The organism is Ensifer oleiphilus, from assembly GCF_013371465.1.
Taxonomy (GTDB): domain Bacteria; phylum Pseudomonadota; class Alphaproteobacteria; order Rhizobiales; family Rhizobiaceae; genus Ensifer; species Ensifer oleiphilus.
In genome coordinates this window covers 231741-256780 of the sequence record NZ_JABWDU010000009.1, presented here as the reverse complement: position 1 = coordinate 256780, position 25040 = coordinate 231741, and the positions used below count along the sequence as shown (strand labels likewise).

19 protein-coding genes and 2 pseudogenes are annotated in these 25040 nt (G+C 62.1%); 7 read left to right on the top strand and 14 right to left on the bottom strand.

Features of this window, described 5'->3' with window-relative positions; all coding sequences use genetic code 11:
* Position 1: 1 nt before the first annotated feature.
* Entirely contained in the window at positions 2–922 is a 921-nt protein-coding gene (locus HT585_RS27110) for a LysR family transcriptional regulator (protein WP_176355895.1), read from the bottom strand.
* A 125-nt stretch (positions 923–1047) separates the two neighbouring features.
* Here HT585_RS27110 and HT585_RS27105 point away from each other — a divergent pair, with 125 nt between their 5' ends.
* The 3 genes from HT585_RS27105 (at position 1048) to HT585_RS27095 (ending at position 3360) form a co-directional block, all read left to right on the top strand.
* Entirely contained in the window at positions 1048–1923 is an 876-nt protein-coding gene (locus HT585_RS27105) for a pirin family protein (RefSeq protein WP_176355894.1), read from the top strand.
* A gap of 93 nt (positions 1924–2016) precedes the next feature.
* Positions 2017–2643, top strand: coding sequence for an isochorismate family cysteine hydrolase YcaC (gene ycaC / locus HT585_RS27100; protein WP_176355893.1), 627 nt, complete (start codon positions 2017–2019; stop codon positions 2641–2643).
* A 27-nt stretch (positions 2644–2670) separates the two neighbouring features.
* Entirely contained in the window at positions 2671–3360 is a 690-nt protein-coding gene (locus tag HT585_RS27095; protein ID WP_176355892.1) for an isochorismatase family protein, read from the top strand.
* A gap of 57 nt (positions 3361–3417) precedes the next feature.
* On the opposite strand, the gene HT585_RS27090 is transcribed toward HT585_RS27095, so the two are convergent.
* The 10 genes and pseudogenes from HT585_RS27090 to HT585_RS27045 form a co-directional block, all read right to left on the bottom strand.
* On the bottom strand, positions 3418–4677 hold the full coding sequence (locus HT585_RS27090; RefSeq protein WP_246707958.1) for a M20 family metallo-hydrolase: 1260 nt from the start codon (positions 4675–4677) through the stop codon (positions 3418–3420).
* Entirely contained in the window at positions 4674–5210 is a 537-nt protein-coding gene (locus tag HT585_RS27085) for an L-2-amino-thiazoline-4-carboxylic acid hydrolase (RefSeq protein ID WP_210270576.1), read from the bottom strand. Before HT585_RS27085 ends, HT585_RS27090 begins: the two co-directional genes overlap by 4 nt.
* Positions 5211–5442: 232 nt before the next feature.
* The gene (locus HT585_RS27080; RefSeq protein WP_246707957.1) at positions 5443–8004 is read right to left on the bottom strand and encodes a fused MFS/spermidine synthase; all 2562 of its coding nucleotides are present in this window, start codon (positions 8002–8004) and stop codon (positions 5443–5445) included.
* A 71-nt stretch (positions 8005–8075) separates the two neighbouring features.
* Positions 8076–9711: pseudogene (locus tag HT585_RS27075) on the bottom strand (arylsulfatase).
* Positions 9712–9878: 167 nt separating this feature from the next.
* Positions 9879–11240: a BatD family protein gene (locus HT585_RS27070; RefSeq protein ID WP_176355891.1), complete on the bottom strand. Its 1362-nt coding sequence runs from the start codon at positions 11238–11240 to the stop codon at positions 9879–9881.
* Positions 11237–12808 carry a vWA domain-containing protein gene (locus tag HT585_RS27065; protein ID WP_176355890.1) on the bottom strand — a complete coding sequence of 524 codons (1572 nt, stop codon included), beginning with the start codon at positions 12806–12808 and terminating at the stop codon, positions 11237–11239. The genes HT585_RS27070 and HT585_RS27065 overlap by 4 nt, the downstream gene beginning before the upstream one ends.
* On the bottom strand, positions 12805–13809 hold the full coding sequence (locus HT585_RS27060; protein WP_176355889.1) for a vWA domain-containing protein: 1005 nt from the start codon (positions 13807–13809) through the stop codon (positions 12805–12807). The genes HT585_RS27065 and HT585_RS27060 overlap by 4 nt, the downstream gene beginning before the upstream one ends.
* On the bottom strand, positions 13796–14323 hold the full coding sequence (locus HT585_RS27055) for a DUF4381 domain-containing protein (protein ID WP_176355888.1): 528 nt from the start codon (positions 14321–14323) through the stop codon (positions 13796–13798). The genes HT585_RS27060 and HT585_RS27055 overlap by 14 nt, the downstream gene beginning before the upstream one ends.
* Positions 14324–14325: 2 nt before the next feature.
* Entirely contained in the window at positions 14326–15321 is a 996-nt protein-coding gene (locus HT585_RS27050; protein ID WP_176355887.1) for a DUF58 domain-containing protein, read from the bottom strand.
* A gap of 17 nt (positions 15322–15338) precedes the next feature.
* Positions 15339–16310, bottom strand: a complete 972-nt coding sequence (locus HT585_RS27045) for an AAA family ATPase (protein WP_176355886.1) — start codon at positions 16308–16310, stop codon at positions 15339–15341.
* 309 nt (positions 16311–16619) lie between these two features.
* On the opposite strand from HT585_RS27045, the gene HT585_RS27040 reads away from it, so the two are divergent.
* Both HT585_RS27040 and HT585_RS27035 read left to right on the top strand, forming a co-directional pair.
* Positions 16620–17549 carry a formylglycine-generating enzyme family protein gene (locus HT585_RS27040; protein ID WP_210270575.1) on the top strand — a complete coding sequence of 310 codons (930 nt, stop codon included), beginning with the start codon at positions 16620–16622 and terminating at the stop codon, positions 17547–17549.
* Positions 17550–17693: 144 nt separating this feature from the next.
* Positions 17694–18659 carry an HAD family hydrolase gene (locus HT585_RS27035; RefSeq protein WP_246707968.1) on the top strand — a complete coding sequence of 322 codons (966 nt, stop codon included), beginning with the start codon at positions 17694–17696 and terminating at the stop codon, positions 18657–18659.
* Between the two features lie 60 nt (positions 18660–18719).
* Here the strand turns inward: HT585_RS27035 and HT585_RS27030 are convergent, their stop codons facing one another.
* Entirely contained in the window at positions 18720–19325 is a 606-nt protein-coding gene (locus HT585_RS27030; protein WP_176355884.1) for a hypothetical protein, read from the bottom strand.
* 667 nt (positions 19326–19992) lie between these two features.
* Here HT585_RS27030 and HT585_RS27025 point away from each other — a divergent pair.
* Positions 19993–20268: a hypothetical protein gene (locus tag HT585_RS27025; RefSeq protein WP_176355883.1), complete on the top strand. Its 276-nt coding sequence runs from the start codon at positions 19993–19995 to the stop codon at positions 20266–20268.
* Between the two features lie 219 nt (positions 20269–20487).
* Entirely contained in the window at positions 20488–22260 is a 1773-nt protein-coding gene (locus HT585_RS27020) for a tetratricopeptide repeat protein (RefSeq protein ID WP_176355882.1), read from the top strand.
* Positions 22261–22395: 135 nt separating this feature from the next.
* Here the strand turns inward: HT585_RS27020 and HT585_RS27015 are convergent, their stop codons facing one another.
* Together HT585_RS27015 and HT585_RS27010 are read right to left on the bottom strand one after the other, a co-directional pair.
* Positions 22396–23424, bottom strand: a complete 1029-nt coding sequence (locus HT585_RS27015) for an NADP-dependent oxidoreductase (protein WP_176355881.1) — start codon at positions 23422–23424, stop codon at positions 22396–22398.
* Positions 23425–23651: 227 nt separating this feature from the next.
* Positions 23652–25016, bottom strand: a pseudogene (locus HT585_RS27010) (O-acetylhomoserine aminocarboxypropyltransferase/cysteine synthase family protein).
* Positions 25017–25040 lie beyond the last annotated feature (24 nt).

The window sequence follows — 25040 nt, the reverse complement described above, 5'->3', positions numbered from 1 at the left end:
GTCACGTCCCCGGCTCGTCCAGGCGAGCAAGTTCGGCATATTCGACCGCAAGAAAGTCGAGCAGGGCCCTGACCGAGGGAAGCAGCCCGCGCCGGGATGGAAAGGCGGCATGAATGATACCGGCCCGGGGTGCCCAATCGGGCAATACGTCGACCAGCGTCCCATCCTTCAGGTCCTGCCTGACGACCATTGTCGGCAATTGCGTGACGCCGACGCCTTTCAGTGCTGCGAGGCGCAGGGCCACCATGTCTTCTGTGACGAGGCGCGGGCTGTGGCGCACGACGGCATTGGCGCCATCGGGCCCGTCCAGGCACCAGTCATGTTCCTGCCGGTTGGAATTCCAGGCCATGCTCGGAAGGGCCGTGAGGTCGGCGGGCTTCAGCGGCCGTGTGTCATGCCCGAGCAGCCGCGGGCTGGCGACCAGGCGCTGCGCGCTTTCGGCCAGCCTCTTGATCACGAGATCGCTCTCCTCCAACGGTGGGAAACGGACGCGAATGGCGATGTCGATGCCTTCGCGAAGCACGTCCACCTGTCTGTTGGTGCTTTCGAGCACCACCGCGACCTTCGGGCAGCCGGCCATGAAGCGGGCAATCATCTCTCCGACCTGGAAGTAAAGCACCGAGGAGGGGCAACTGACGTGCACGACGCCCTGCGGCTCGGAGCGTGTACGGTCGATCACTTCCTGCGCAGCTTCGGCCTCCACCAGCATGGCGACGCAATGGCGGTAGTATTCCCGGCCTATCTCGGTCACGACGAAGTGCCGCGTCGAACGCTGGACAAGCCGGACGCCGAGGCGCTCTTCCAGCAAGCCGATGCGGCGGCTCAGCCGCGAACGCGGCATGTCGAGCTTGCGCGCGGCGGCGGCAAAGCCGTTCTGCTCGACGACATCGACGAAAAGCCTAAGATCGTTCAAGTCCTGCATGGCGAATTATTGTCCTATTGATAGGACACTATAGCCCGGTTTGGCTATCTACCGCCAGATTTGTCGCGGGAATATGTTCCTCCCAACGTCATCGCTTGCAACGCGATGCACAAGGAGAAACACAAATGCGCAAGATACTCGGCATCTTCGGAAACGCCCGGCCTCACTGGGTCGGCGACGGTTTTCCAGTGCGTTCGCTCTTGTCCCATGACAGCGTCGGCGAACATGCAAGCCCTTTCCTGCTGCTCGATTATGCAGGTCCGACAGAATTCGCCCCGACCAGTCGTCCGCGTGGGGTCGGCGTGCATCCGCATCGCGGCTTCGATACCGTGACCATCGTCTATCGCGGTGAAGTGGAGCATCGCGACTCTGCCGGCAATGGCGGCCATATCGGACCCGGAGACGTGCAATGGATGACGGCCGCCGGTGGTATCCTGCACGAGGAGTACCATTCCGAAGCCTTCACCAAAACGGGCGGAACACTCGAGATGGTCCAGCTCTGGGTCAACCTGCCGGCTCGCGCCAAGTCCGCAACGCCTGGTTACCAGACCCTGCTCGATGGCGACATCCCAACCGTGACGCTGCCGGAGGGTGCAGGCACGCTGCGGGTGATCGCCGGAGCGTTCGATGGTCGCAAAGGACCAGCCAAGACGTTTACGCCGATCAATCTCTGGGATGTCTGGCTGAAGCAGGGTGGCTCGCTGGCGATTGATCTTCCTCAGGGCCATTCGGTCGGCCTGGCGGTGCTGCACGGTACCGTGCTGGTCAACGGCAGCGACCTGATCGGCGAAGCCCAGTTCGGCCTACTCGGCCGCGAAGGCGGCGCCATCACGCTCGACGCCAGCTCGGATGCGACGGTGCTTGTGCTCAGCGGCGAGCCGATCGACGAACCGGTGGTCATGCATGGCCCGTTCGCCATGAACACATCAGACGAAATCCGTCAGGCCTTCGCCGACTTCCAGAACGGCAGCTTCGGCGCGATTTCCGAACCGGCACTTTGAGTTCTCGTGGGCTCGGAACTCCGCGCCGGGCCCAAGACGGCCGATAAACGGTCAGAGCACGCGGACATGACTAGAGATGAAGGAGTCTTCACTATGGCAAAAACCTACAAGCGTCTCGACAAGGATCAGGCGGCGGTTCTGCTCGTCGACCACCAGGCGGGCCTGCTCTCGCTGGTCAGGGATATCGATCCCGACAAGTTCAAGAACAACGTTCTGGCGCTCGCAGACCTCGCCAAATACTTCAAGCTGCCGACGGTTCTGACGACCAGCTTCGAGGACGGCCCGAATGGCCCTATCGTGCCGGAACTCAAGGAAATGTTCCCGGATGCGCCCTTCATCCCGCGTCCCGGCCAGATCAATGCCTGGGACAATGAAGACTTCGTCAAGGCGATCAAGGCCACGGGCAAAAAGCAACTGATCATTGCCGGCGTCGTCACCGAGGTCTGCGTCGCATTCCCGGCAATGTCTGCTCTCGAGGAAGGCTTTGACGTCTTTGTCGTTACTGACGCGTCAGGCACTTTCAACGAGATCACCCGCCATTCGGCATGGGATCGCATGTCGCAGGCCGGCGCCCAGCTGATGACCTGGTTTGGTCTTGCCTGCGAGCTGCATCGCGACTGGCGCAACGACGTCGAGGGCCTGGGTACGCTGTTCTCAAACCACATCCCCGACTACCGCAACCTGATCACCAGCTACACGACCACCAAGGCTTCCCGCTAATAGCGGGCCAGTCATAGGAGAAGAGTCATGACGAACGTCAACAATGTCGCCAATTTCAACGGTGCCCGCCCTGTTATCGATCCCGATGATGCGGTCATGCTTCTGATCGACCATCAGAGCGGCCTCTTCCAGACCGTCAACGACATGCCGATGCCGAAGCTGCGCGCGCATGCGGCGGCCCTTGCCAGCATGGCGACGCTGACGAAGATGCCTGTGATCACCACGGCGTCGGTGCCGCAGGGACCGAACGGTCCGCTGATCCCTGAAATCCATGCCAATGCGCCGCATGCCACATACATCGCGCGCCGCGGCGAGATCAACGCCTGGGACAATCCGGACTTCGTGGCGGCCGTCAAGGTGACCGGTCGCAAGACGCTGATCATTGCCGGCACGATCACGAGCGTCTGCATGGCGTTCCCGGCGATCAGCGCCGTGCATGAAGGCTACAAGGTTTTCGCGGTCGTCGATGCGTCCGGCACCTATTCGAAGATGGCGCAGGAGATCACGCTTGCTCGCGTGGTTCAGGCTGGCGTCGTCCCGATGGACACGGCGGCCGTTGCCTCCGAGCTACAGCGCACCTGGCACCGCGACGACGCGCAGCAATGGGCCGAAATCTACACCAAGATCTTCCCGGAATATCAGCTGCTGATCGAAAGCTACCTGAAGGCGCAGCAGGTCGAGAAGGACCATGAGCAACTGGATTCAGCCCGCAGCTGAGTTTGTGAGTATTGCGAAAACGTCGCCGGCAGGAAATCCTGCCGGCGACGTTTGTCGTTATTTCAGGTCGATCTGCAGCACAGTCTGTAACAGTACGTCGGCGCCGCGCGAACATTCCTCCGGCGAGGAATACTCCGCTTCGTTGTGCGACAGCCCGTCCTTGGAAGGCACGAAGATCATCGCCGTCGGGCAGATGCCGGCGATATGGGCCGCATCGTGACCGGCGCCGGAGACGACTTCGGTTGCGGAAAGGCCGAGTGCGGCGGCGTTGGCGCGCACGGCATCGACGATAGCGGGATCGAACACGACCGGCTGCTTCGACCAGATATGACGGAGCGCGATGTTTGAGTGGCTCGCCTCGATCGCTTGCTCAAGGGCGGCCTGCATCTGGTCGAGCCCCGCCTCGGAAGGATGGCGCATGTCGATCTGTAGCTGCACCGAACCCGGCACGACATTGCGCGAATTCGGGCCGACCGAGGCGAAGCCGACAGTGCCAACGCCCGGTGGATGACGGCGCGCGATGTCGCGAACGGCAAGCACGATCTCGGAAGCTGCGACCAGCGCATCGTCGCGCTGTGCCATCGGCGTGCTGCCGGCATGGGCTTCCGTTCCGGAGATGGAGACATCGAACCAGCGTACGCCCTGCACGCCGGTAACAATGCCGATCTCCGTCGCCGCCGCTTCCAGCAGCGGGCCCTGCTCGATATGCAGTTCGACATAGGCGGCAAAGCCGAGATGGCCGACGAGGGTCTCGCCGCGATAGCCGATCGCCTCGAGTGCGCTGAGCACGCTCGTCCCATCCCGGTCCCGAACCGCCTCTATAGCCTCAAGCCGGGATGCACCAGCAAAGACGCCGGAGCCCATCATCGCCGGCGAGAAGCGCGAGCCTTCCTCGTTCGTCCAGTTGACGACCGTCAGGCCGTGCCGCAGCACGGTCGCCGTCTCCTTCAGCGTCCGGATCAGCTCCACCCCTGCGAGAACACCAAGGATACCGTCGAACCGGCCGCCCTGCGGCTGGGTGTCGAGATGGCTGCCGACGGCGATCGGCTGCAGCGACGGGTCCTCGCCGGGATAGGTGGCGAAGATGTTGCCGATCCGGTCGATTTCGATCGTGCAGCCAAGGGAGCGGCATTCGGCGATGAACCAGTCGCGGACGTGCCGGTCTTCCTCCGTCAGCGTCAGGCGGGTCACGCCGCCGTTGTCGGTGCCGCCGAAGCGTGCGGTCGCGACGATATCGGCCCAGAGCCGGTTACCGTTGATTCGAGGCATGTTGGTGCCGCTGGCCGGCATGCTGCGTGCGTTTCCGGTCGCCGTCATTTTTGCTCTCCGGGCGCCTCGGCATTCAGGCGATAGCGGAAATCGCAATGGGAGGCGCCTTGCATCACCGTTTGTGTGCGCTCCAGCGTGATGCGCGGATCGTAGCCGGTGCAGAACACGCCATCGCGGTTGCACGAAAGCAGGTGACCGATATGGCCGAGGCCCATCTCGCGATAGGTCTCGGCGTATCGACAGCGCTTGACGTTGTAGTGGAATTCGTTGTCGGTCGCCTTCGTCACCTCGATCGTCAGGGCATCGTCCTGTGTCCAGAGATCCTGCAGTTCCTGAAACGTCCGCAGGTTGGTTCCGCCGGGGGTCTTGGCCGCAAAGGCCTTGCCGGCCTCGATGGCCGCCTGGCTGACGGCCTTGTCGAGGATCGCCTGGGCGCGCTCCTCGCCGATCTCTTCGCGCATCGCCTCATAGATCGGTGCGATGATGCCGGCCTCTATGCGCCGCCGCGCGAGAATGCCAAGCTCGCCTTCCATCGCCGCGCGCGATGTCGCGGCGCCTGAGGTCTTGTCCTGGTCCGTCATGAGATATCCTGCCTCCCTGCCCAACAGATGGTTGGATTGAATGGCGACAGGATACACCGGGAGTGTAGATGCCGGGTTGCAATCAGGTGCCATTCATAAGGGCTGTTGCGCAAATATTTCGCGCCCGTTTGCCATTCGAGTGGAATTATTCTTGGTCGGCTGCGTCTATGCGCGCGGCTTGAGCAGGTCGCACGGAAGCCAAAGCGGCATGTCGACGATATCAGTCAACCCGTCATCGCTGACTGCTTGAAACGAACCAGCCGTAATAGGGGTTGGCCTGTTCGCCGCGCATCAGCAGCTCCATGTCGCGCGCCCATTCGGCACGGTAGCCGGCATAGGCATTGAGAGAGGCCTGGTAGAAAAGCAGCAGCCTGTTGTGCGCTTCGGCAATTGCCGTTTTCGTTGCGGGGTCGACGGCAAGGAGCGGGGCCTGCGTCCTGAGAGCGATCAGCGCCGGAAGAGTGCGCTGCAACTCGTCGGGCCGCACCCAGCTTGCGTACTCGATCCGCGGCTGATCGTCCGTAACGGGAAGGGCGGAGCCGGCGTAGCGCTCAAGCCCCGAGCGATCCATCATCCAGGTCGCCAGCAGATCGGCCGGCCCGGAAATGCCGACCTCGCCAAGCGCTGCGGCAATCGGGCGCTCCTTCATCCGCTCTGCAATCCGAGTGGCATCGATCTCCTGTGGTTGGAGCGAGCCGACCAGCAGCATTTCGTGCAATTCCGTCGACCAGAGCGTGACCTGCGGGAAGCTATCCAGGAAGCTTTTGACCAGCGAGCGGGTGTCTTCATCGTTCTGGGTGGCGATCGGCAGCCATTGCGCCAGCATGCCGTTCTCGGCCAGACGGTCGCGCGCGAGCCTGTAGAAATCCGATGAATAGAGATTGACGACGCCGGCGGCCGACGGCGGCGGCGGCTCAAGCGTGATCAGGTCGTAGCGCTCGTCGCTGCGCAGCAGTTCACGCCGCCCATCGCGCAGCCGCACCTCCAGCCGGGGATCCGTGGCAGCATCGTAATTACCCTTGAACAGGCCGGATGCACGCGCGACCGAAGGCAAAAGTTCGGCGGCCACGCGGCGTTCCAGCCCGGGATAAGCCAGCAGCGACCCGGCGGTAATGCCGGTCCCGAGCCCGATCACCAGCGCCGACTTCGGTTCGCCCTTGTGGATGAGGAGAGGAAGCAGCGCCTGCAGCCGCATGTAGCGCAGCGACGGCATGGCGTCGCCGGTATTGGAGACGCCCTGAATATAGAGCCGGCGGAAGCGCCGGTCGGCTTGCCCCTGTTCGATGACCGCGACCGTGGCGCCGAGACCTTCTTCGTAGGAGACGATCGTGCCGTCGCTGCGCGATTTGGTCAGCAGTGCGGCGAGCCTGTCCGATGGCACGAAGACGGCAAGCAAGAGAGTGACGGCACCGAGCACGGGCACGGCCAGCCGAGGGCCGGCAAGCAAGCTGCCTTTACCCCGGCTGATCGCGACAACGCCGATCACGGCGGCGGCGACTGCCAGGATGGAGAAGCTTCGGATGATGCCGAGCGTCGGGATCAGAAGAAAGCCCGTGACGAGCGTTCCGGCGATGCCGCCGAGCGTGTTGAAGGCGAGCACACGGCCGGTATCGCGGCCGACATGGGCGGGGTCGACGGCAAGGCGCAACGCCACCGGAAAGGCGGCGCCGAGGATCAGCGTCGGCACGAAAACGATGGTGAGTGCTGCCACAACGAAGCGGGCGCTCATGCCCGCAAAGACACTGCCTGTGACGGCTGCAACCGCAGCTTCGGCGTTTGTCTGCCAAACGGTGAGCCACGTGCCGAGCACGGCCAGCTCGAAAAGTGCGACGAGGCCTGCCGCGGTAATGAGCAGGCCGAAAGTGGTCCAGGGATCGTCAAGCCGATCGGTCCGTCGTGCAAACAGCGCGGCACCAAGCGCAAGGCCGGCGAGATAGGTGGCAAGCACGACCGAGAAGGCGAAAGAACGGGTCGAGATGAATTGCACGATCGCCTGCGACCAGGCGACCTCGTAGCCGAGCGCGACACCGCCGGCGAGCGCGTAGAGTGCAAGCGCCAGACGGGACCCGCCTTCGCTGTCCGACGGTGCCGACAATGCCTGTGGTGTAGCGATGGTGGACGCCGCGCTGCGAGACAGCGCGAGGGCTGCCGCGGCAAGCCCAAGAGCGGCCGCGGTAAGGCCGGTTGCCTGCACCCCGAGTGCTGGAACGATGACGAAGGAGATCGCAAGGCAGCCGATGATGGCGCCAAGCGTATTGGCGGCGTAGAGGCGTCCACCCTTGGCGCCGACACCGCCGGGCGCTGTTTCGAGGGCGCGCAGGAGCACCGGAAGCGTCCCACCCATCAGAAAGGCCGGTGCGGCAACAATCAGGATCAACATCGCCCACGCGGCAACGGGCAGGCTCGATTCGATCGAGACAAAGAGCGGGGCGATCCGCGCAAGCCCAAAGGTAACGCCTACGCCGAGCAGGGCGACGCCAATCTCAAGCACGGCATAGACGCGCAAGGGACGTAGAGAGCGATCACCGAACCGTCCGAGAACAAAGCTGCCGAGGGCAAGACCGAGAAAGAAGGCGCTGACGCCGGCGCTCACCGCATGGATGTCGACGCCGGTGACGAGCGAGAGCTGCTTGATCCACAGAACCTGAAAGATCAGCGCGGCGGCACCGGACAGGAAAAGCATGAAGCCGGCCATTGCGGGGCTGAAGGCATAGGCCCGATGCTGCATGCCCTGTCTCTCGTTGGACCCGTCGACATCGACCGAGTGTACGGGCACGGAACTCTTTGCGGTCAATCCGGCTCACCATAGGTTCTAAATGCCAGGAAAGAAAAGGCGGCGCTCGGACGAGCGCCGCCTTTTTCAGTTTATTGAGCGGCCGGGGCCTTCTTCATGATCTCGTCGATCTTGGCATGCACGCCTTCCTCGACCTGGTCAACCGAGAAGCTCGCGGGCTTCTGGCTCGGCGGATAGTCGATGAAGCTTTCAAGGAAAACAGAAGCTTTCATCGTCGCGATTGCCACCAGGTAGACGTTCTTTGTCAGCCAGTCGTTGTACTGGTCGGAAACCGTGTCCGCGCGTTCATACGGATCCATTCTCAGGTTGAAGATTTTCGGAACGCGGAGGCACACGAAGGGATCCTGCCACACTTCGAAACCGCCTGGCTTGCGCATTTCGCAAAAGACGGCCTTCCAGTTGTCCCATCGCATGGCGACAAGCTTGGCGTCGTCGTTGAAATAGAAGAACTCGTTGCGCGCGCTCTTCGGCTGCTCCCCGGTCAGATAGGGAAGCTGGTTGTAGCCGTCGAGGTGGACCTTGAAGTCCTTGTCGCCAAGCTTGGCTCCCTTCAGCAGGCGATCCTTGATGTCTTTGTCGCCAGCGGCTGCCAGCAGCGTCGGGAACCAGTCGAGACCCCGAGATCATTTCGTTGGAGACGCCGGGCTTGATCTTGCCCGGCCAGCGGATCATGGCGGGGACGCGGAAGGCGCCTTCCCAATTGGTATCCTTCTCGCTGCGGAAGGGTGTCGTTGCCGCGTCCGGCCACGAGAACTGATTGGGCCCGTTGTCGGTGGCGTAGACAACGATGGTGTTGTCGGCGATCTTCAGGTCGTCGATCGCCTTCAGCAGCTTGCCGACATCGTTGTCATGCTCGATCATGCCGTCCGCATATTCGTTGCCCGGCATGCCGCTCTGGCCCTGGTATTCAGGCCGCACATGGGTGAACAGATGCATGCGTGTCGTGTTCATCCAGGTGAAGAAAGGTTTGCCTTCCTTCACCTGCTTTTCCATGAAGCCGATAGCCGCCGCCGTGGTCTCGTCGTCGATCGTTTCCATGCGCTTGGTGTTGAGCGCACCGGTATCCTCGATCTTGCCATCGGCAAAGGTATGCAACACGCCGCGTGGCGAGAAGTTCTTGACGAAGGGGTCGTTTGGATCCTTCGGCCAATAGGGGCGCTCCGGCTCTTCCTCGGCGTTGAGGTGATAGAGGTTGCCGAAGAATTCGTCGAAGCCATGGGCGGTCGGCAAATACTCGTCCTTGTCGCCAAGGTGGTTCTTGCCAAACTGGCCCGTCGCGTAACCGAGCGGCTTCAGCGCCTGCGCAATCGTTACGTCGCGGGCCTGAATGCCGACGGGTGCACCGGGAGCGCCGACTTTCGACATGCCGGTGCGAAGCACCGACTGACCAGTGATGAAGGTGGATCGGCCGGCTGTGCAGCTGTTTTCGGCGTAATAGTCGGTGAACAGCACGCCCTCGCTGGCAAGCCGATCGATGTTCGGAGTTTTGTAGCCCATCACGCCCATGGAATAGGCGCTGATATTGGTCTGACCGATGTCGTCGCCAAAAATAACGAGAATGTTGGGCTTGGCTGCATCCTGCGCGAAGGCTGGCAAGGGCGACGTCGAGAAGGTCGACATCAGCACGGTTCCGGCAAGCGCAAGCGCTTTCGGCTTTATTGACCTGCGGACTGCTGAAGCAGCCAGCAGGCCTAAGGCGCTCTTCATATCAATTGGCATCTCATGTCTCCCTGAGGCCACGATGGATTGCTTTCGGTCTGGCAGGCAAAGTCTTGGATCGTACCGCTGGACTGTGAGTTGAGGCGGGTGTAGCCGACAAGTACGTAACAGTTACGAAGGGTTGCTTCGCGCCGTTACGTCCGAGCTTGCGAGCGCTATCGAGCGGTCGGCAAGTCGGCCTCCAGTGTCGGATTGAGATCGGGCAGTTCGTTGGCTGGCGCGGACTCGATGTCAGAGGTCTGTTCTAGCCAGCGACGTCTCGCCTTGCTGAGACCGGCCCTGAGCGGCAGGAGATCTGGCGTCGGCGTCGCTTCCGCAAGCCGATAAAGCGACTGCTGGTGTTGGGAGAAGGCTGCCTTTGTCCCGGGGTCGGCAAAGCGGTCGAGCCACTGCGTCAACGGCACATTCCCCGTCATGCGCGACCATGCGTCGATCGCCGCTTCAAGACGGTGGGCGTCGCCGCTGCGGCATCCCTCGCCGACGCGACGGAAGGCCGTGGGTTCGGACTGCGCTCTGTCCGCCTGCACTTCGTCAAACCACGCCTGGACGCGACCAGCCAAAATGGCGGCAAGATGGATAAAGAGCGCAAATGCCGCGACGGCAAGGCCAGCGGCAACCCACCATAACCAGTCGAAGGGCGCTTTGTCCGGCGATGGGGATGGCGGCGCAAGATCGGTCTCACGTGCAGGTGCTGCGGCCACCGACACCTTGGCCCCAGGTGCCTCGGCCGATTGGGCTTTGCCGAGGGCCGGATCGAACCACTGCAACGTGATCGCAGGGATCTTATAGTCCCCGGCCTTCGCAAAAACATAGGTGGCCGTATCCTTGCGAATACCACCGCGGAACTCGCCCCGGTCGGATTTGTCGTCGGATAAAGCGGGATCGTGGATATAGACCCGCGCGCCTTCTGGCGCATCGAAGGACGGCTCCGGGATCATCATCGCCGCCAGCCCTTGAGCGTTGACGGCGACGGTGCGTACCAGGGCGTCACCGGCGCTGAGGCTGGCGGGGTCACGGTCGAAGGTTTGGGTGATCGTCACCTTCGCGGCGGTGACGGCCGGCTGGCCGGCAGCGCCCCCCGGTACGGCCGTGACCGTAAACCGCAGAGCCGGCAGTTTCACCCGCGCTTGCGTGGTCTCGCCCGGAACGGCGGCGTAGCCGAATGGGATATCGACCGACGGCAATACGTAGTCGCCGGCTGCCTGCGGGGTGATCATGTAGGTCTTGCGGATCCCGGAAAAGGCGGCACCGTTGATGGTTTCGTTGAGGTTCAGGCCGCGATCGTCGGGCATCGTGACGACAGTGCCGGGTAGGTCGAACAGCGGAAACTCCGGCGGAGACAGAAAATAGTTCGGCGCGAACACGTCGACGTCGATTTCTACCTGCTGCCCGGCGTAGATCGTTCCCTTGGTGACGAGCGTGGCGCGCGCGAAGGGCTCGGCCGCGAGCGCCGGGTTTGCCAACGACAGCCAGAAGGCCGTGAACACAAGGAGGGTAGGCCAGATGCGAAGGGTCATGGCTGCGCATCCTTCGCTTCGATCGCGAATTTCCGCGCCAGCAGATCGGCGGGCGAGACCTGGATATTGCGCATCCACATCTCGGCCGTCTGCGGCGCGCCCGGGACGGTGCCTTCCTTGCCCTTCGTGCCCTTGTCGTCGAACTGGACCTGGTCCGGGTCGAGGCCGGCCGCTTCCTGCTCGGCGTCCTGATCCTGCTTGTCCTTGTCGGCCTTGCGTTTCTCGGCGACCGCAAGGTTCTGCTTGGCTTCGGGCCAGTCCGGCCGCTGCTTGAGCGCCTGCTGGTAGGCGGCAACCGCCTCCTCGACCTTGTCGAGATGCATCAGGGCATTGCCCTGATTGTAGTAGCTTTCGGCTGTATCGCCTTGCGCGAAGGCATTGATGGCATCCTGGTATCGGCCGATGCGATAGAGAGCTACGCCCTGCCAGGCCGGATCGGTGAAATCGCCGGCGGCACCCTGGAAATCACCGCGATCGACGGCGCGCTGTCCCTTCTGGTCGGGCGTGAACCAGAGATCGGCAAAGCTGCGCTCGGCTGCTTCCACTCTTGTGCCCGGCAGCGCCGTGCCGATGGCGATCACAAAAACAGCCCAGCGGACCGACCAGCCGCGACGGAACCAGAGTGCGGCAAGGATCGCGATCGGAATGGTCAGCCACCAGCCGGCGTCGTACCAGCGCGTCAGGCCTTCAGCGGTCTTCTGCGCGAAGCTCGTCTGGATGCGCCTGACGATCCAGCGCACGTCGGCATCGTCGGGCGTGACCGTTGCGACCTGAGTTGCCGAGGCCGCCTGCAACGCCTTCAGCGCGTCGACGTCCAGTTTGGCGCGGACCCGCGCGCCCGTCGCATCCGTCAGAAACTGACCGTCGGCCGTCTTCACCGGGCCACCGTCGGCGGTGCCGATGCCGAGTACCATCAGGTCGTTGCGTCCCTTGTAGTGCGCAAAGGCGTCGAACGCCGTGCGTTCGACGCCATCCGTCATGAACAGGATCGTGCCCGGCACGGCCTCGCCAGAAAGCGCGTCTTCCACCACCTGTAGTGCCTTGCCGGTGTTCTTGCCGGCCACCGGCATGATGCCTGGCGAAAGGGCAGCAACATAGGTTCTGATCAGGTTGGCGTCGTCGGTGAGCGGCAGCACCATGTGGGCGGTGCCGGCATAGGCAAACAGGGCCGTGCGGGCACCCTTTCGCAGCGCGAGAATATCCTGCACCTTCAGCTTGGTCCGCTCGAGCCTCGTGGGTGAGAGATCGGTGGCATTCATCGTCGCGGTCAAGTCGATGGCAATCGCCAGCGGTGCGGTATCTTCGACGAAGGGCGGCTTTTCGCGCTGCCATGTGGGGCCGGCTGTGGCGATCGCGGCGATCGCAATCAGGGCAGCGGTCAGATGAACGGGGTGGAACCGGCGTTTGCCGCCTTTCTCGATCAGCAGATGATCGAGAAGATGCGGTGCGATCATGCCCTGCCATTGCGCACGCACGTCGGTGCGCCTGCCGATAACTACGACGAGCAAAGGCACGGCGACGAGTGCAAGCAGCCAGAGGGGCCGGAGGAAATGGAAGTCGGCGATCATGCATCCGCCTCCTTTTCGCGCCGCCGGTCCGTCCGCGCCGAGAGCAGCCACATGATCGAGTGATAGACGAGGACCAGGATCAATGCCGCGCCAAGCGGATAGTGGAACAATTCGATGCGCGGCCGCCAGGACAAGATCTTCTGGTTTTCCGGCGTCAACTGGTCGAGAAGCTCGTAGATGTTCTGGAGGGAGGCCTGATCCTGGCCGAAGAAGTATCGGCCGTGCGTGGCGGTGGCGATCTCTTGCAGAACTGCCGTGTCGAGCTTCTGCTCCCCTTGTGCATTGGGGTCACCAATGCCGACGGTGTGGATGACGATGTGCTTCTCGCTGGCAATGCCGGCCGCCTTGTCGGGCGGCATCTTGCTGGCGGTGTCGTTGCCGTCGGTCAAAAGGATCAGAACCTTGTCCGGTGCGGTGCTTTCCTCGAACATCTTGATCGCCAGGCCGATCGCATCGCCGATCGCGGTGCGCGGGCCGGCCATGCCCGGCAGGCTGTCCGCCAGCATCGCCCGGACCGTCCTGTGGTCGAGCGTGAACGGCACAAGCGGGTAGGGGGCATCGCCAAAGGCGATGAGGCCGAGGCGGTCCTCGGGGCGCTTGTCGATGAAATCGGCAACGACGGTGTGTACGGCGTCGACACGGGCCTGCAGATTGCCGGCCGGATCGTGAAAGTCGCGGGTGTCCATCGATTGCGAAAGGTCGATCGCCAGCATCAGGTCACGCTGCGGTTCGGTCTTTTCGATCGGCGGCTCGATGTATTGCGGCCGTGCCAGCGCCAGGACGATCAGGATCCAGCAGATCGGCGCAATCAGTTTTTGCCCGAGATTGGTCTTCGGCACCACCGACCCCTCGGTCGCCCCGATGCCCGCCGCCGCGGTGATGTCCTTGAAGAATGGGATGCGGACTGCCGCCGATTGCTCGCGATAGGCCGGCAACAGCCACCAGATGATGACGGGAAGCGGCAGAAGGACGAGCAGCCACGAATGATCAAGGACGTACATGATGCGCCTCGATCCAATGGCGTGCCGCAGCGATGTGGGCCCTCGCTTCGGGTTCGGGGACAGATGCCAACGCCGCCGGCCCACGATATTCCGCCTCTTCGAAGAAATGTGCTGCCGCTGCCGGAAAGACAGGGCCACCGGAATGGGCGTCGAGGAAGCCGATCCAGCCGCGGCCGCTCAGATTGGCAACCGTCTCACGCGGCCAGACGGCGAGTGCGGTGCGCTTGAGAAGGGCGGGCAGTGCTGCGAGCGCATGGCCCCGTGTTCGAGCCGCGCCGATACGCCCTTCGATCTCGCGAAGCTCGCAAAGCGCCTCACGACGGTAACGATTGCGCTGACGGTGGCGATACCAGCGCCAGAGCAAGAAGGCGAACGCCAGGAAAACGAGCGCGGCGAGCACGGCCCACGCCCAGGTCTGAGGCAACATCGAGACATCAGGCGGCAAGGTGATGTCGGCGAGGCCGCGGAGAGCTGCAGCAAGCCCGGGATCGACCGCTGGCGTGGTGCCCTCCATCGCTACCGTCTCCGCTGACGCCAGGCCAACTGGCCGAGCATGGTGCGCAATTGCGGTGCGATCTCTTCCGCCGAGGAAATGGGCAGCATCGGCAGGCCCAAATCCTCCTGCCATGCCTTCAGCGCGCGCCCGCGCTTGCGGGCAAAGCTGTCGATCGCTTCGCGGACGTTTCCGCGGCCAAACTGAACTTCCGCCTGCGCGGCGCCACCGCTGACGACGATGTCGCCCTTGCGCGGCAGATCCAGCATGAAGGGATCGTAGATCAGGATGGCGATCACGTCGTTATGGGCAGACAGCTTCAGCAGCATGTCGCGCGTTTCCAGGCCGTGCCCGTCGAAATCACTGATGACGATGATCAGATGGTCGTGCTTGGCAATGTTGGCGACGGTCGAAAGCACAAGATCCAGTTGCTCGTCGCCCCTTGCAACCTCGGATGTGGCGTTAAGCGCCGTGTTATGGCGCACAATGACATCTGCAAAACGGATGACGGCATCGCGGCTCCGATGGGGGCGGACTTCGTCGACGGTTTCGTCACCGAACACGAAGCCGCCGACCCGGTCGCCGAGCGCCGTGATGCGCCAGGCGCAAAGAGCCGCCACTTCCGCCGCCGCCACCGACTTCATGACACGCCGGCTGCCGAAGAACATGTTCATTCGCTGGTCGACGATCACGAGCGCCGGTCGGTCCTTTTCCTCGTCATAGACGCGCACGACCGGCTTTCCGGTCCGCGCCGTTACCCTCCAGTCGATGGCGCGGATGTCGTCGCCGGGCAGGTATTCCCGCAGTTCCTCGAAAGAGAGCCCGCGGCCACGCATGCGCGATTCATGGCGCCCGGCCATCAATCGCCGCACCGGCGCCTTGCGCAGGAAGGTCAGGTCGCAGGCGATCGCCTCAAGCGCGACCAGTTCGTCGACCGAGGTGTAGGCGCCCGATGCCTTAACCTTCTCCGGACGGGAAATGCCCTTCGATCTCGCAAATGCGGACAGGGATATTGCCATCGCACCTTCTCCATCTCTCAAGCGACAGCAACCTGCTGCACGATGCGGTCGATGACCTGGTTGGCTGTCGTGCCGCCGGCATGGGCCTCATAGGAAAGAACGAGCCGGTGGCGGAAGATGTCGTGCACGGTTGCCTGCACATCATCCGGCGTCACGAAATCTCGGCCCTTCAGCCATGCATGGGCGCGAGAGACCTTGTCGAGGCCGATGACGCCGCGCGGGCTGATGCCCACCTGGATCCATTTGGAGAGGTCCTTGTCGAGCTTGTCAGGGTAGCGCGTCGCCATGACGAGGGCGACGATGTAATCTTCGATCGCGCTTGATACGGTGACGGCAGAAATCTCCTTGCGCGCCGAAAACACCGCATCCTGAGCAAGCTTTTCGTCGGAACTCGCTTTCGAAGTGACGGCCGTTTCTTCCGATCGCACCAGCCGCATGATCTCGGCCTCCGACTTGGCGTCGGGATAATCGACCTGGATGTGCATCAGGAAACGATCGAGCTGCGCCTCAGGCAGGGGATAGGTGCCTTCCTGCTCGATCGGGTTCTGTGTCGCCATGACCATGAAGAGGTCGGGCAGTTCATGGCTGGCGCCGCCCACCGTGACTTGCCGCTCCTCCATCGCCTCCAACAGAGCGGACTGCACTTTCGCCGGCGCGCGGTTTACCTCGTCGGCCAGGATGAGGTTGGCAAAGACCGGGCCCCGCTGAAAGCGGAATTCGCCCTTGCCGCTTTCGGTGAAATAGACTTCCGAGCCGGTGATGTCGGACGGGAGAAGGTCGGGCGTGAACTGGATCCGCGATAACCTGGCGTCGAGGTTCTTCGCCATGCTCTTGATTGCCCGCGTCTTGGCAAGCCCCGGCAGACCCTCGACGAGCAGGTGGCCATTGCTCAGGAGACCGAGCAGCAGGCGTTCGATCATGCCCTCCTGGCCGACAATGGCTTGGCCGATGCGCTTGCCGAGCTGTTCGATGTCGTCACGTGCACCCATGTGATCTAGCCCCTCCCGCCGGCCCGGTGGCGCCAGCCCTTGTGAACTCCCAACGCAGATTAAGGTTACATGTGGCTCGATGGAAAGAATGTAACAGTAACGAAGGAGACGATTGCGGCTTTCCACCCTGCGTGGGCGAGGAGAGCCGCCTCGGCGCGCAATTTCTGTTTCGTCGTAACTGTTACGTACTTTGGATGCGCAAGATTTGCGTTTAGGCTTGAGGCGACTAGGATAATCGGGACATCCTCGAAGGGAGAATTCGACCCTATGCAAGTCTTATCGGCAAGAGAGGTCCCTGACGAAACGCCGATGGCGATCAGCGCGCGCGAACCGATCTGGATCGAAGGTGGCACCTTCATCATGGGATCCGACAATCATTACCCCGAAGAGGCTCCGGCCCATCCAGTCAAGGTCGACGGTTTCTGGATCGATGTCACGCCGGTCACGAACAGGCAGTTTGCGGCCTTCGTGGACGCGACCGGTTATGTCACTGTCGCCGAAAAGGCGCCCGATCCCAAGGACTATCCAGGTGCCAAGCCGGAGATGATGCGGGCGGGTTCGGTCATTTTCGATCCTCCCAAACGGCTCGTCAGCCGGGATTCCTCGCAATGGTGGGACTTCAAGTTCGGCGCCGATTGGCGACGGCCCTATGGCCGACAAAGCAACATTCGCGGCAAGCTCGACCATCCCGTCGTGCACATCTCCTATGTCGATGCCATGGCGTATGCCAAGTGGGCCGGCAAGGATCTGCCGACGGAGGCAGAGTGGGAATTCGCCGCCAAGGGAGGCCTGGAGGGCGCGGAATTTGCCTGGGGCGATGAACTCGTGCCGGAGGGCCGCTTTATGGCCAACACCTGGCACGGCGCTTTCCCGACGGAGAATTTGCGGCCTGATGGTTTCGAGCGTACCTCTCCGGTCGCCAGCTTCCCTCCCAACGGCTATGGCCTTTACGACATGATCGGCAATGTCTGGGAATGGACGAGCGACTACTGGTCGAGCAATCATCCCGCGCCGGCGCCAAAAAGCTGTTGCATCCCCTCCAATCCGCGCGGTGGTGGACTTGAGGCGAGCTTCGATCCAAGACAACCGGAAATCCTGATAGCGCGGCGGGTGGTGAAAGGTGGGTCTCACCTCTGCGCGCCAAACTATTGCCGTCGCTACCGCCCGGCTGCCCGCCACGCGCATGAGGAAAACGCGGCAACGACCCATATCGGTTTCCGCTGCATCCGGCGGACTTAGGCGCTTTCGCAAAGTCAGTCTTGTTTCAGCTGAGGAGAAGAAACGATGATTCCGATGGCAGGACGGTACGCGTCGACGGGCATGAAATCGCAAGGGAAAGGCTGGCGGCGGCGGACCTTTATGGCGGCGGCCGCATCGCTTGCAATGATGCTGGCCGCTCCCACGCTTGCGGTGGCCGCCGATGCGCCTCCAATCGGCCTTCCCTCCTGGAACGACGGCGAGGCGAAGTCGGCCATCATCGATTTCGTGACGCGAGTGACGACCGAGGGCGGTCCTGATTATGTCGCCGAGGCCGACCGCATCGCCGTGTTCGACAACGACGGTACGCTCTGGAGCGAGCAGCCGATGTATTTTCAGGGCATGTTCATCAATGATCGTGTCAAGGCGATGGCCCCGGATCACCCGGAGTGGAAGGACAAGGAGCCGTTTGCATCGCTGCTGAAGGGCGACATGGCCGGCGTTGCTGCGGCGGGTGAAAAGGGCCTTGTCGAACTCGCCATGGCGACGCACGCCGGCATGACGACGGACGATTTCACGAAGATCGTCAAGGACTGGTACGCAAGCGCGAAACACCCCCGTTTCGACCGGCCCTACAACGAGATTACCTTCCAGCCGATGAGGGAGGTTTTGGACTATCTCCGGGAAAACGGTTTCAAGACCTACATCGTTTCGGGCGGTGGCATCGAGTTCATGCGGCCGATGACCGAGCAGATGTATGGCATCCCTCCGGAGCAGGTCGTCGGCAGCACCATTACAACCAAATATGAGCTTCAGGGCGACACGCCGGTGCTCATGCGCGAGCCGAAGGTTGATTTCATCGACGATGGTCCCGGCAAGCCCGTCGGTATCAACAAGTTCATCGGCCGCCGCCCGATCTTTGCCGCCGGAAATTCCGATGGCGACTACGAAATGCTGCGCTGGGTTACGTCCGGCTCAGGGCCGAGCTTCGGCATGATCGTGCATCACACCGACGGCGAGCGGGAATGGGCCTACGATCGCCAGTCGCATGTCGGAAAGCTGGACAAGGCGATGAACGAGGCCGAGCAGAGAAAGTGGCTGCTCGTCGACATGAAGGTCGATTGGAACAAGGTCTACGCTTTCGATAAATAGAAAGCGCCACGGGCAGATTGCTCGCCGCCTGAGCGGTGGCGAGCAACGCCTATCTGCCAACTATTTCGTTGTAACCTGTGTGAAGGCGATGCCATCGATGTGACCGTCTTTCAGACGGTAGACGAGCGATTGCAAGATCATCATATTCTGCTCACCTTGCTGTTGGTGGGCATAACGCACCATGCCCTCCTTGGGGGCCGCGCCAAAGCGTTTCTCCAGGGCTTCGGTACTGTCCTTCAGTGTCGGAACCGGCAGCAACAGAGGGGCGAGGGCAACAGTCGGCGTATCACATTTTTCGGTTTCGTCGGAAACTTCTTCGGTGGAGATGAACGTCACCGGCTTTTCTGTGGGCGCCGCGGCGTCTCTGTCGTTGGCCACGAACCAGATCCGCCGCGGCAGATCGCCGGTGGAAAGCTCGTAGCACAGCCAACCGATCGACAGGCCCTCCGCAGACCGGCTGCGGATATTGCCTCCGAATGCGGCCTTCACCTCGTCGAGGGTCGTCTTTTCGAGCACGATCGAGAGCGGGCCGGCATTGATGAGATTGTTGAACGGCGTTTCGAACTGGAACGTCTGCGCCGTCGCCGTCTGCCCGGCAAGGACAAGCGAGGGCAGGCCGCTCAATTTGTCGTCGCTTGCCGCAAGCTCGGTGCTCAACAGCGTCATAACGGTCGCGACAATCCCGGCGGAAAGGGACGTCACAACACGTCGGTCACGAGAAATCTTGTCCAAGGATCGCATGGAATTCTCTCCGTTGTGCTCAACACGCGATAGGGCCTGTCGCCGGATGTCGCCGCAGGTATTCTAAGCGCAGCAGCATTCCGGATTGAAGTACGTAACAGTTACAATCGGCAGCGATTGAAGGCCGAGGAAGGCCGTAGCCCAAACGTAACACCCGGCAACGCCGACTGTAGCGCACTGCCCAAGCCGGGCAAGCCGCACCGGTTGCGGTCAGTTGTGCGCTGGCGGTCAATGAAAAGGCGGCCGCGGCGATAATCCTTTAGTCCGGTCAGCGATGCGTGATCCGATGTGTGCCAGCGCCGTGGTTGCCCACCTTTATGCAGCCTCCGTCAAGCGGTCGGCACCAATGTAACTGTTACGTACTTCCGCACGGACCGGGTTCCTGCAAATTTGCAGCGCAGGAGAGGTGCAGGCGGAAGTTGGTCAGCTGCCTGACCCAAGACAGTATCCGTCAGATAGGAAAATCTCAACGAGACGCTGGCAATCAGAGTGGCGGTGGCACCTCTGAATCCGTGCAAGATGCGCGCGAAAGAAGCCTTTGCGTGCAGGCGTGGCATGAAGCATCGATCATCGTTCAATCGGGTAGAGCACAATGCCCAACGAAGCCAAACAACGGGGACTTTTGAAGCTGATGCTCAAGCTTCCGGCGCTGCGCGGCCAGTTGCAGCTTCTGAGCGGCAAGAACATGCCGCTCGCCAGTCTTTGCGAGGCCTATGACGAGGCGGCTTCCATGCTCGATCGCCAGCGCCGGCGTGATCCGCAGGATACTTCGATGGTGGCGGAGTACGAACTGATCTGTTTGGAGATCGAAGAGGAAGTGATTTCCATCTGTCTTGCCAATGCAGATAACAAATCTAATCCAATGTGATTAGTTATTCATTCGTATAGCATCGCGCTTTTCTATCGATTTGCCCCTGCAAACTCAGTGGTTTTCAATTCAGTCCGTTGTTTCATTCTGAACCTGCGGCGTTTCTTTGAAAATGTTTTGTGACGGGTCAATATTTCTCTTCCCGCTGCCCGGTGTGTGATCTAGAGTTCACCTCGCATTGGCACTCTCTTTCGGGTTGTAGGTAGATGGGGGCGCGATATGAAAACAGGAGAAGACGCGGACCGAGCGGCCTATTGCCCTGTTGCCGAACGCCCGGCCAGAGCCGAACTCGATCGCATGCTAAGCGATCCGCGCTTTCACGGCACCGAGCGCCACCGCAAACTGTTGCGATACCTGGTTGAAGAGTTTTTCGCCGGGCGGTCAGCGTCGGTGAAAGCCTATACGATCGCGATCGACGTCTTTGCCCGGCCGAGTTCGTTCGATCCGGCAACGGACCCCATCGTCCGGGTTGAAGCGTCGCGACTTCGCGCTGCATTGGCACAATATTATGAAGCGCTTGGTGATGAAGCCACGCTGCGTATCGAGCTGCCCAAGGGCAACTATGTGCCGCTCTTTGTCAGGTCTGACGGAAAACCGCCGCAGGTTTTGCTCGCTCCGCCGCCGATATCCTCCAATGTGCCGGAGCCACCCGAGCAATTGTCTTCGACGGCTGTTGTCGGTCGTCGTCTATCCGTGGCGAAGGTTGCCCTTGCAGGCGTGGGGGTTTTGGCGGTTGCCTTTGCCTTTTATGCTTCGATGGTCGATCAATTTCCCTGGAAGCCGATCCTGTCGGAAAAACCGACCATCATCGTCGATGTTGAACCGCAAAAATTGAAGGACGGCGAAGAGCGCAGGAGAGTGGGGGGCTATCTGGTCCATGCGCTGTCGCAGTTCTCGTCAGTGCGGACGCTGGCGCAGGAGCCGCCTGAGGGCATCGACGTCGCATCGGTGACCGGTTGGGTTGCGCCCAGATCCGTCGTCCGCCTTGCCGGCAGCAAGGAATACAAACTGTCGATCAGCTATAACATGGCAAACGATGCTCACGAGCTAGCCTGGCAGGTGGTCGACCCGCAGAGCAACGAAGCCTTGCGCTCCGGCGCATTGAAACGAACGCTCGAAGATGGCGGTAACGCCGAGGAAGTCCAACAGGCCCTTCTGGTGCGACTTGCTCGCGCGCTTGCGGGTGAAGACGGTGTGGTCACCAGTCTGGAGACCGCACGCCAGCTAGCGGCGCCTTCGCTGGGATATGGTTGCGTGTTGCAGGCCGATATGGCCCTCTCGCGGACCGATGCTGAAAATTTCGCAAATGCGCTCACTTGCCTGGAGCGATCCCTCGCCTACAACGCAAATGATCCCGATGTATCGGCCAGCCTGGCGATGGTCCTCGTGGCGACGGGCGAGGCAGGCACTTCACCAACCCGCCGCAACAGAGCGCTGAAGCTTGCCGACCGAGCTGTCGCGCTTGCTCCCCAGGCGAGCCAGAGCTACGTGGCTCAGATGATGGCGCGCTTTGCTGCCGGCGACCGGGAAGCCGCCTTTCTGTCGGGACTACGCGCCAGCGCACTCAATCCGCTGGATGAGGCTATCCCAGCCAGAATGGGTCTGTTGCGGTACATCTCCGGCCATTGGTCCGAGGGCCTGAGGCTGGCGCGCCTGGCTGAGGAGAATGGGGAGTATGCGCATCACGATGCGGCTTTGACGCTGGCCCTCGATGCCTATCGAGGACGCCGTTACGAAGAGGCCCTGCTTCGCGTGCGCCAGCTTGCAAACTCATCGGATCGGGTCGTCAATCTGCTCAGGCTGGCCGTTGCCGGTCAGCTCGGATTGACGCAGGAGGCGACCAACGCTCTTGGCGAAGTGCGTTCTCCGGAAGGTCCGCTGGAAATCTCGCTGACGGCTGAACCGGCTACGAGGAATTATGCACCGGAACTGGCCGCGGCTATCGAAGACGGCCTCGGCAAGGCCAGCCTTCAAATCAACGGAAATCCTTAAGGCGCGTCGCGATCTTTCAGGTTCGCTTGGCGCGCTTTAAGGTCTTGTTTTCACCCATGTCGTTATCGCAAAACCGCGGAACGCTTTTGCGCGACATGCTTCGGGCCGCGGCACCGCGTGCCGCCGCTCCGGTTTTCACCGCTCGTCGGCAACGCGGATGACGAGCTTGCCGAAGTTGCGGCCTTCCAGCAGGCCGATGAAAGCGTTCGGCGCGTTTTCGAGGCCATCGACGATATCTTCCTGATAGCGAACCTCGCCCGCGGAAATCCATGCGGCCATTTCTCGATGGAAGTCGGGGCGTTGCTCGACGAACTCCCTTTGGATGAAGCCGCGTATCGACAGGCTCTTGCTTAGAACGTCGCGCATGACGGCGGGAAGGCGATCACCACCCGTCTGTTCGCCTGGGCGGCTGTTGTACTGTGCGATCAGGCCGCAGACGGGAATGCGGGCGAAATCATTAAGCAGCGGAAACACCGCATCCCAGACATGCCCGCCGACATTCTCGAAATAGACGTCGATGCCCCCGGGGCAGGCGGCTGCCAGTTGCTCGGCAAAGTCCGCGGCATGGTGGTCGACGACCGCGTCAAAGCCGAGCTCGTTGCGAACGAAGGCGCATTTCGCCGCCCCTCCGGCGATCCCGACGGCACGTGCGCCCTTGATGCGAGCGATCTGTCCGACTGCGGAGCCGACGGCGCCGCTTGCCGCGGCAACCACCACCGTTTCGCCCGGCTTCGGCTTGCCGATCGTCAAGAGGCCGGAATAGGCGGTAAAGCCCGGCATGCCCAAGACCCCGAGCGCGGTCGAAAGTGGTGCGGCCTGCGGGTCGAGTTTGCGCAGGCCCGCACCATCGGAGAGCGCGTAGCTCTGCCAACCGGAATGGGACAGCACGACATCGCCCTCGGCGAAATCCGGATGGCGTGACCGCACGACGCGAGCCACCGTTCCACCCTCCATCACGTCCCCGATCTCGACGGGTTTGGCGTAGGATTTTCCGGCATTCATGCGTCCGCGCATATAGGGATCGAGCGAGAGGTAGAGGATCTTCAGCAATACCTGGCCATCGGCAGGCTCGGGGATCGGGGAATGCCCGATCTTGAAATTGTCCGGTGTTGGCTTGCCGTCTGGGCGGGAGGCAAGAAGGACCTGGATATTTTCGGACGTCATGGCGTTTCCTTCCACTGCTGGCGCAATCCGACGGTGGTAGCGCAGCAGCTATGATGTTTCTGGTCGGGCCTACCTTCGCGGGCGTCGTGCAAGACGGCAAGCCGCGACTTCTGACCCCCGGGTCGGGTGCTTCGAACTGCCCAAATAGAGGCCCCGTCACCAAACATGCCAAAAGCCCAACCGCTGCTGACGGTTGGGCCAAAGAGCACATTGTGGACATCGCCGGCTCAAGCGGCGTCAATGGCCTGCTTCAGGTCGGCGATGATGTCATCCGGGTGCTCGATGCCGATCGACAGCCTGACATAGCCGGGCGTGACACCCGTTCTCAGCTGGTCCGCCTCGGACAGTTGCGAATGGGTCGTCGTTGCCGGATGGATCGCCAGCGACCGCGCGTCGCCGATATTGGCTACGTGGTAGAGCAGCTGCAGCCCGTCGATAAAGCGACGGCCCGCCTCGCGTCCGTCCTTCAGCTCGAAACCGACCAGAGCACCATAGTGACCGTTGCGCAGGTATTTTTCACCGCGCGCCTTGGCTGCACCTTCCTGGAATTTCGGGAAAATAACCCGCGCCACCTTGGGGTGGGCACGCAGGAAGTCCGCGACCTTGATGGCGTTTTCGCTGTGCTGGCGGATCCGCAGCGGCAAGGTCTCCAGCCCCTGAATGAACTGGAAGACATTCTGCGGGCTGATGGCGGCGCCGAGGTCACGCAACAGAACGGCGCGGGCGCGCAGGATATAAGGATGAAAGTCGATCGCGGCGGCCTTCTCCAGCCAGGTCTTTCCCTGATAGCTCGCATCCGGCTCACTCAGATTGGGGTGGCGCTCGGCATTTTCGTGCCAGGGGAAGGAGCCGCTATCGATGATGGCGCCACCAATCGAGGTGCCGTGCCCGCCGATATATTTTGTGGTGGAATAGACGACGATCGCGGCCGCCGTGGTCGAACGGCCGAATGGTCAAGGGTGCCGCGGTGTTGTCGATGACAAGCGGAATGCCGAAACGGCGGCCGATCTCGGCGACCTCGCCGATCGGAAAGACCTCGAGGCTCGGATTGGGAAGGGATTCCGCATAGTAGGCCCGCGTTTTGTCATCGGTTGCCTTGGCGCGAAAGCCTCGGGGTCGGACGCGTCGATGAAACGCACCTCGATGCCGAAGCTTTTCAACGTCGAGGCGAAGAGCGCCCAAGTGCCGCCATAGAGCCCGGCGGCGCTGACGATGTTGTCGCCGGAGCGGGCGAGGTTGAGCAGGGCATAGGCCGATGCCGCCTGACCGGAGCCGAGCGCCAGCGCCGCGGCTCCGCCCTCGATTTCAGCAAGGCGCTGCTCGAATGCGTCCTGCGTCGGGTTGGAGACGCGCGTGTAGAGATGGCCGGCAGCCTCGAGCGCAAACAGTTTGTCGGCGCCGTCGGTGCCGGGCAGCTGGTAGGACGTCGTCTGGTAGATCGGCACAGCGACGGCGCCGGTGACCGGATCGAAACGATAGCTGCCGCCGTGAAGCGCCAGCGTTTCGGGCCGAAGCGGCCGCGAGGTATCGCGCAGTCCGCTCGGCGCCTTGATTTCGACTGCAGGTTCCTCAGGCTTTTGATGGATCGTCATAGATAGCTTCCTTCAGCGTTTGAG

Coding starts and splice junctions, on each gene's coding strand:
- HT585_RS27040 (WP_210270575.1), top strand. CDS start 16,620: ATGGCGATCAGCGCGCGCGAACCGATCTGGATCGAAGGTGGCACCTTC.
- HT585_RS27030 (WP_176355884.1), bottom strand. CDS start 19,325: ATGACGCTGTTGAGCACCGAGCTTGCGGCAAGCGACGACAAATTGAGC.
- HT585_RS27020 (WP_176355882.1), top strand. CDS start 20,488: ATGAAAACAGGAGAAGACGCGGACCGAGCGGCCTATTGCCCTGTTGCC.
- HT585_RS27085 (WP_210270576.1), bottom strand. CDS start 5,210: ATGACGGACCAGGACAAGACCTCAGGCGCCGCGACATCGCGCGCGGCG.
- HT585_RS27105 (WP_176355894.1), top strand. CDS start 1,048: ATGCGCAAGATACTCGGCATCTTCGGAAACGCCCGGCCTCACTGGGTC.
- HT585_RS27055 (WP_176355888.1), bottom strand. CDS start 14,323: ATGGAGGGCACCACGCCAGCGGTCGATCCCGGGCTTGCTGCAGCTCTC.
- ycaC (WP_176355893.1), top strand. CDS start 2,017: ATGGCAAAAACCTACAAGCGTCTCGACAAGGATCAGGCGGCGGTTCTG.
- HT585_RS27050 (WP_176355887.1), bottom strand. CDS start 15,321: ATGGCAATATCCCTGTCCGCATTTGCGAGATCGAAGGGCATTTCCCGT.
- HT585_RS27015 (WP_176355881.1), bottom strand. CDS start 23,424: ATGACGTCCGAAAATATCCAGGTCCTTCTTGCCTCCCGCCCAGACGGC.
- HT585_RS27065 (WP_176355890.1), bottom strand. CDS start 12,808: ATGATCGCCGACTTCCATTTCCTCCGGCCCCTCTGGCTGCTTGCACTC.
- HT585_RS27035 (WP_246707968.1), top strand. CDS start 17,694: ATGATGCTGGCCGCTCCCACGCTTGCGGTGGCCGCCGATGCGCCTCCA.
- HT585_RS27090 (WP_246707958.1), bottom strand. CDS start 4,677: ATGACGGCGACCGGAAACGCACGCAGCATGCCGGCCAGCGGCACCAAC.
- HT585_RS27045 (WP_176355886.1), bottom strand. CDS start 16,310: ATGGGTGCACGTGACGACATCGAACAGCTCGGCAAGCGCATCGGCCAA.
- HT585_RS27025 (WP_176355883.1), top strand. CDS start 19,993: ATGCCCAACGAAGCCAAACAACGGGGACTTTTGAAGCTGATGCTCAAG.
- HT585_RS27095 (WP_176355892.1), top strand. CDS start 2,671: ATGACGAACGTCAACAATGTCGCCAATTTCAACGGTGCCCGCCCTGTT.
- HT585_RS27060 (WP_176355889.1), bottom strand. CDS start 13,809: ATGTACGTCCTTGATCATTCGTGGCTGCTCGTCCTTCTGCCGCTTCCC.
- HT585_RS27070 (WP_176355891.1), bottom strand. CDS start 11,240: ATGACCCTTCGCATCTGGCCTACCCTCCTTGTGTTCACGGCCTTCTGG.
- HT585_RS27110 (WP_176355895.1), bottom strand. CDS start 922: ATGCAGGACTTGAACGATCTTAGGCTTTTCGTCGATGTCGTCGAGCAG.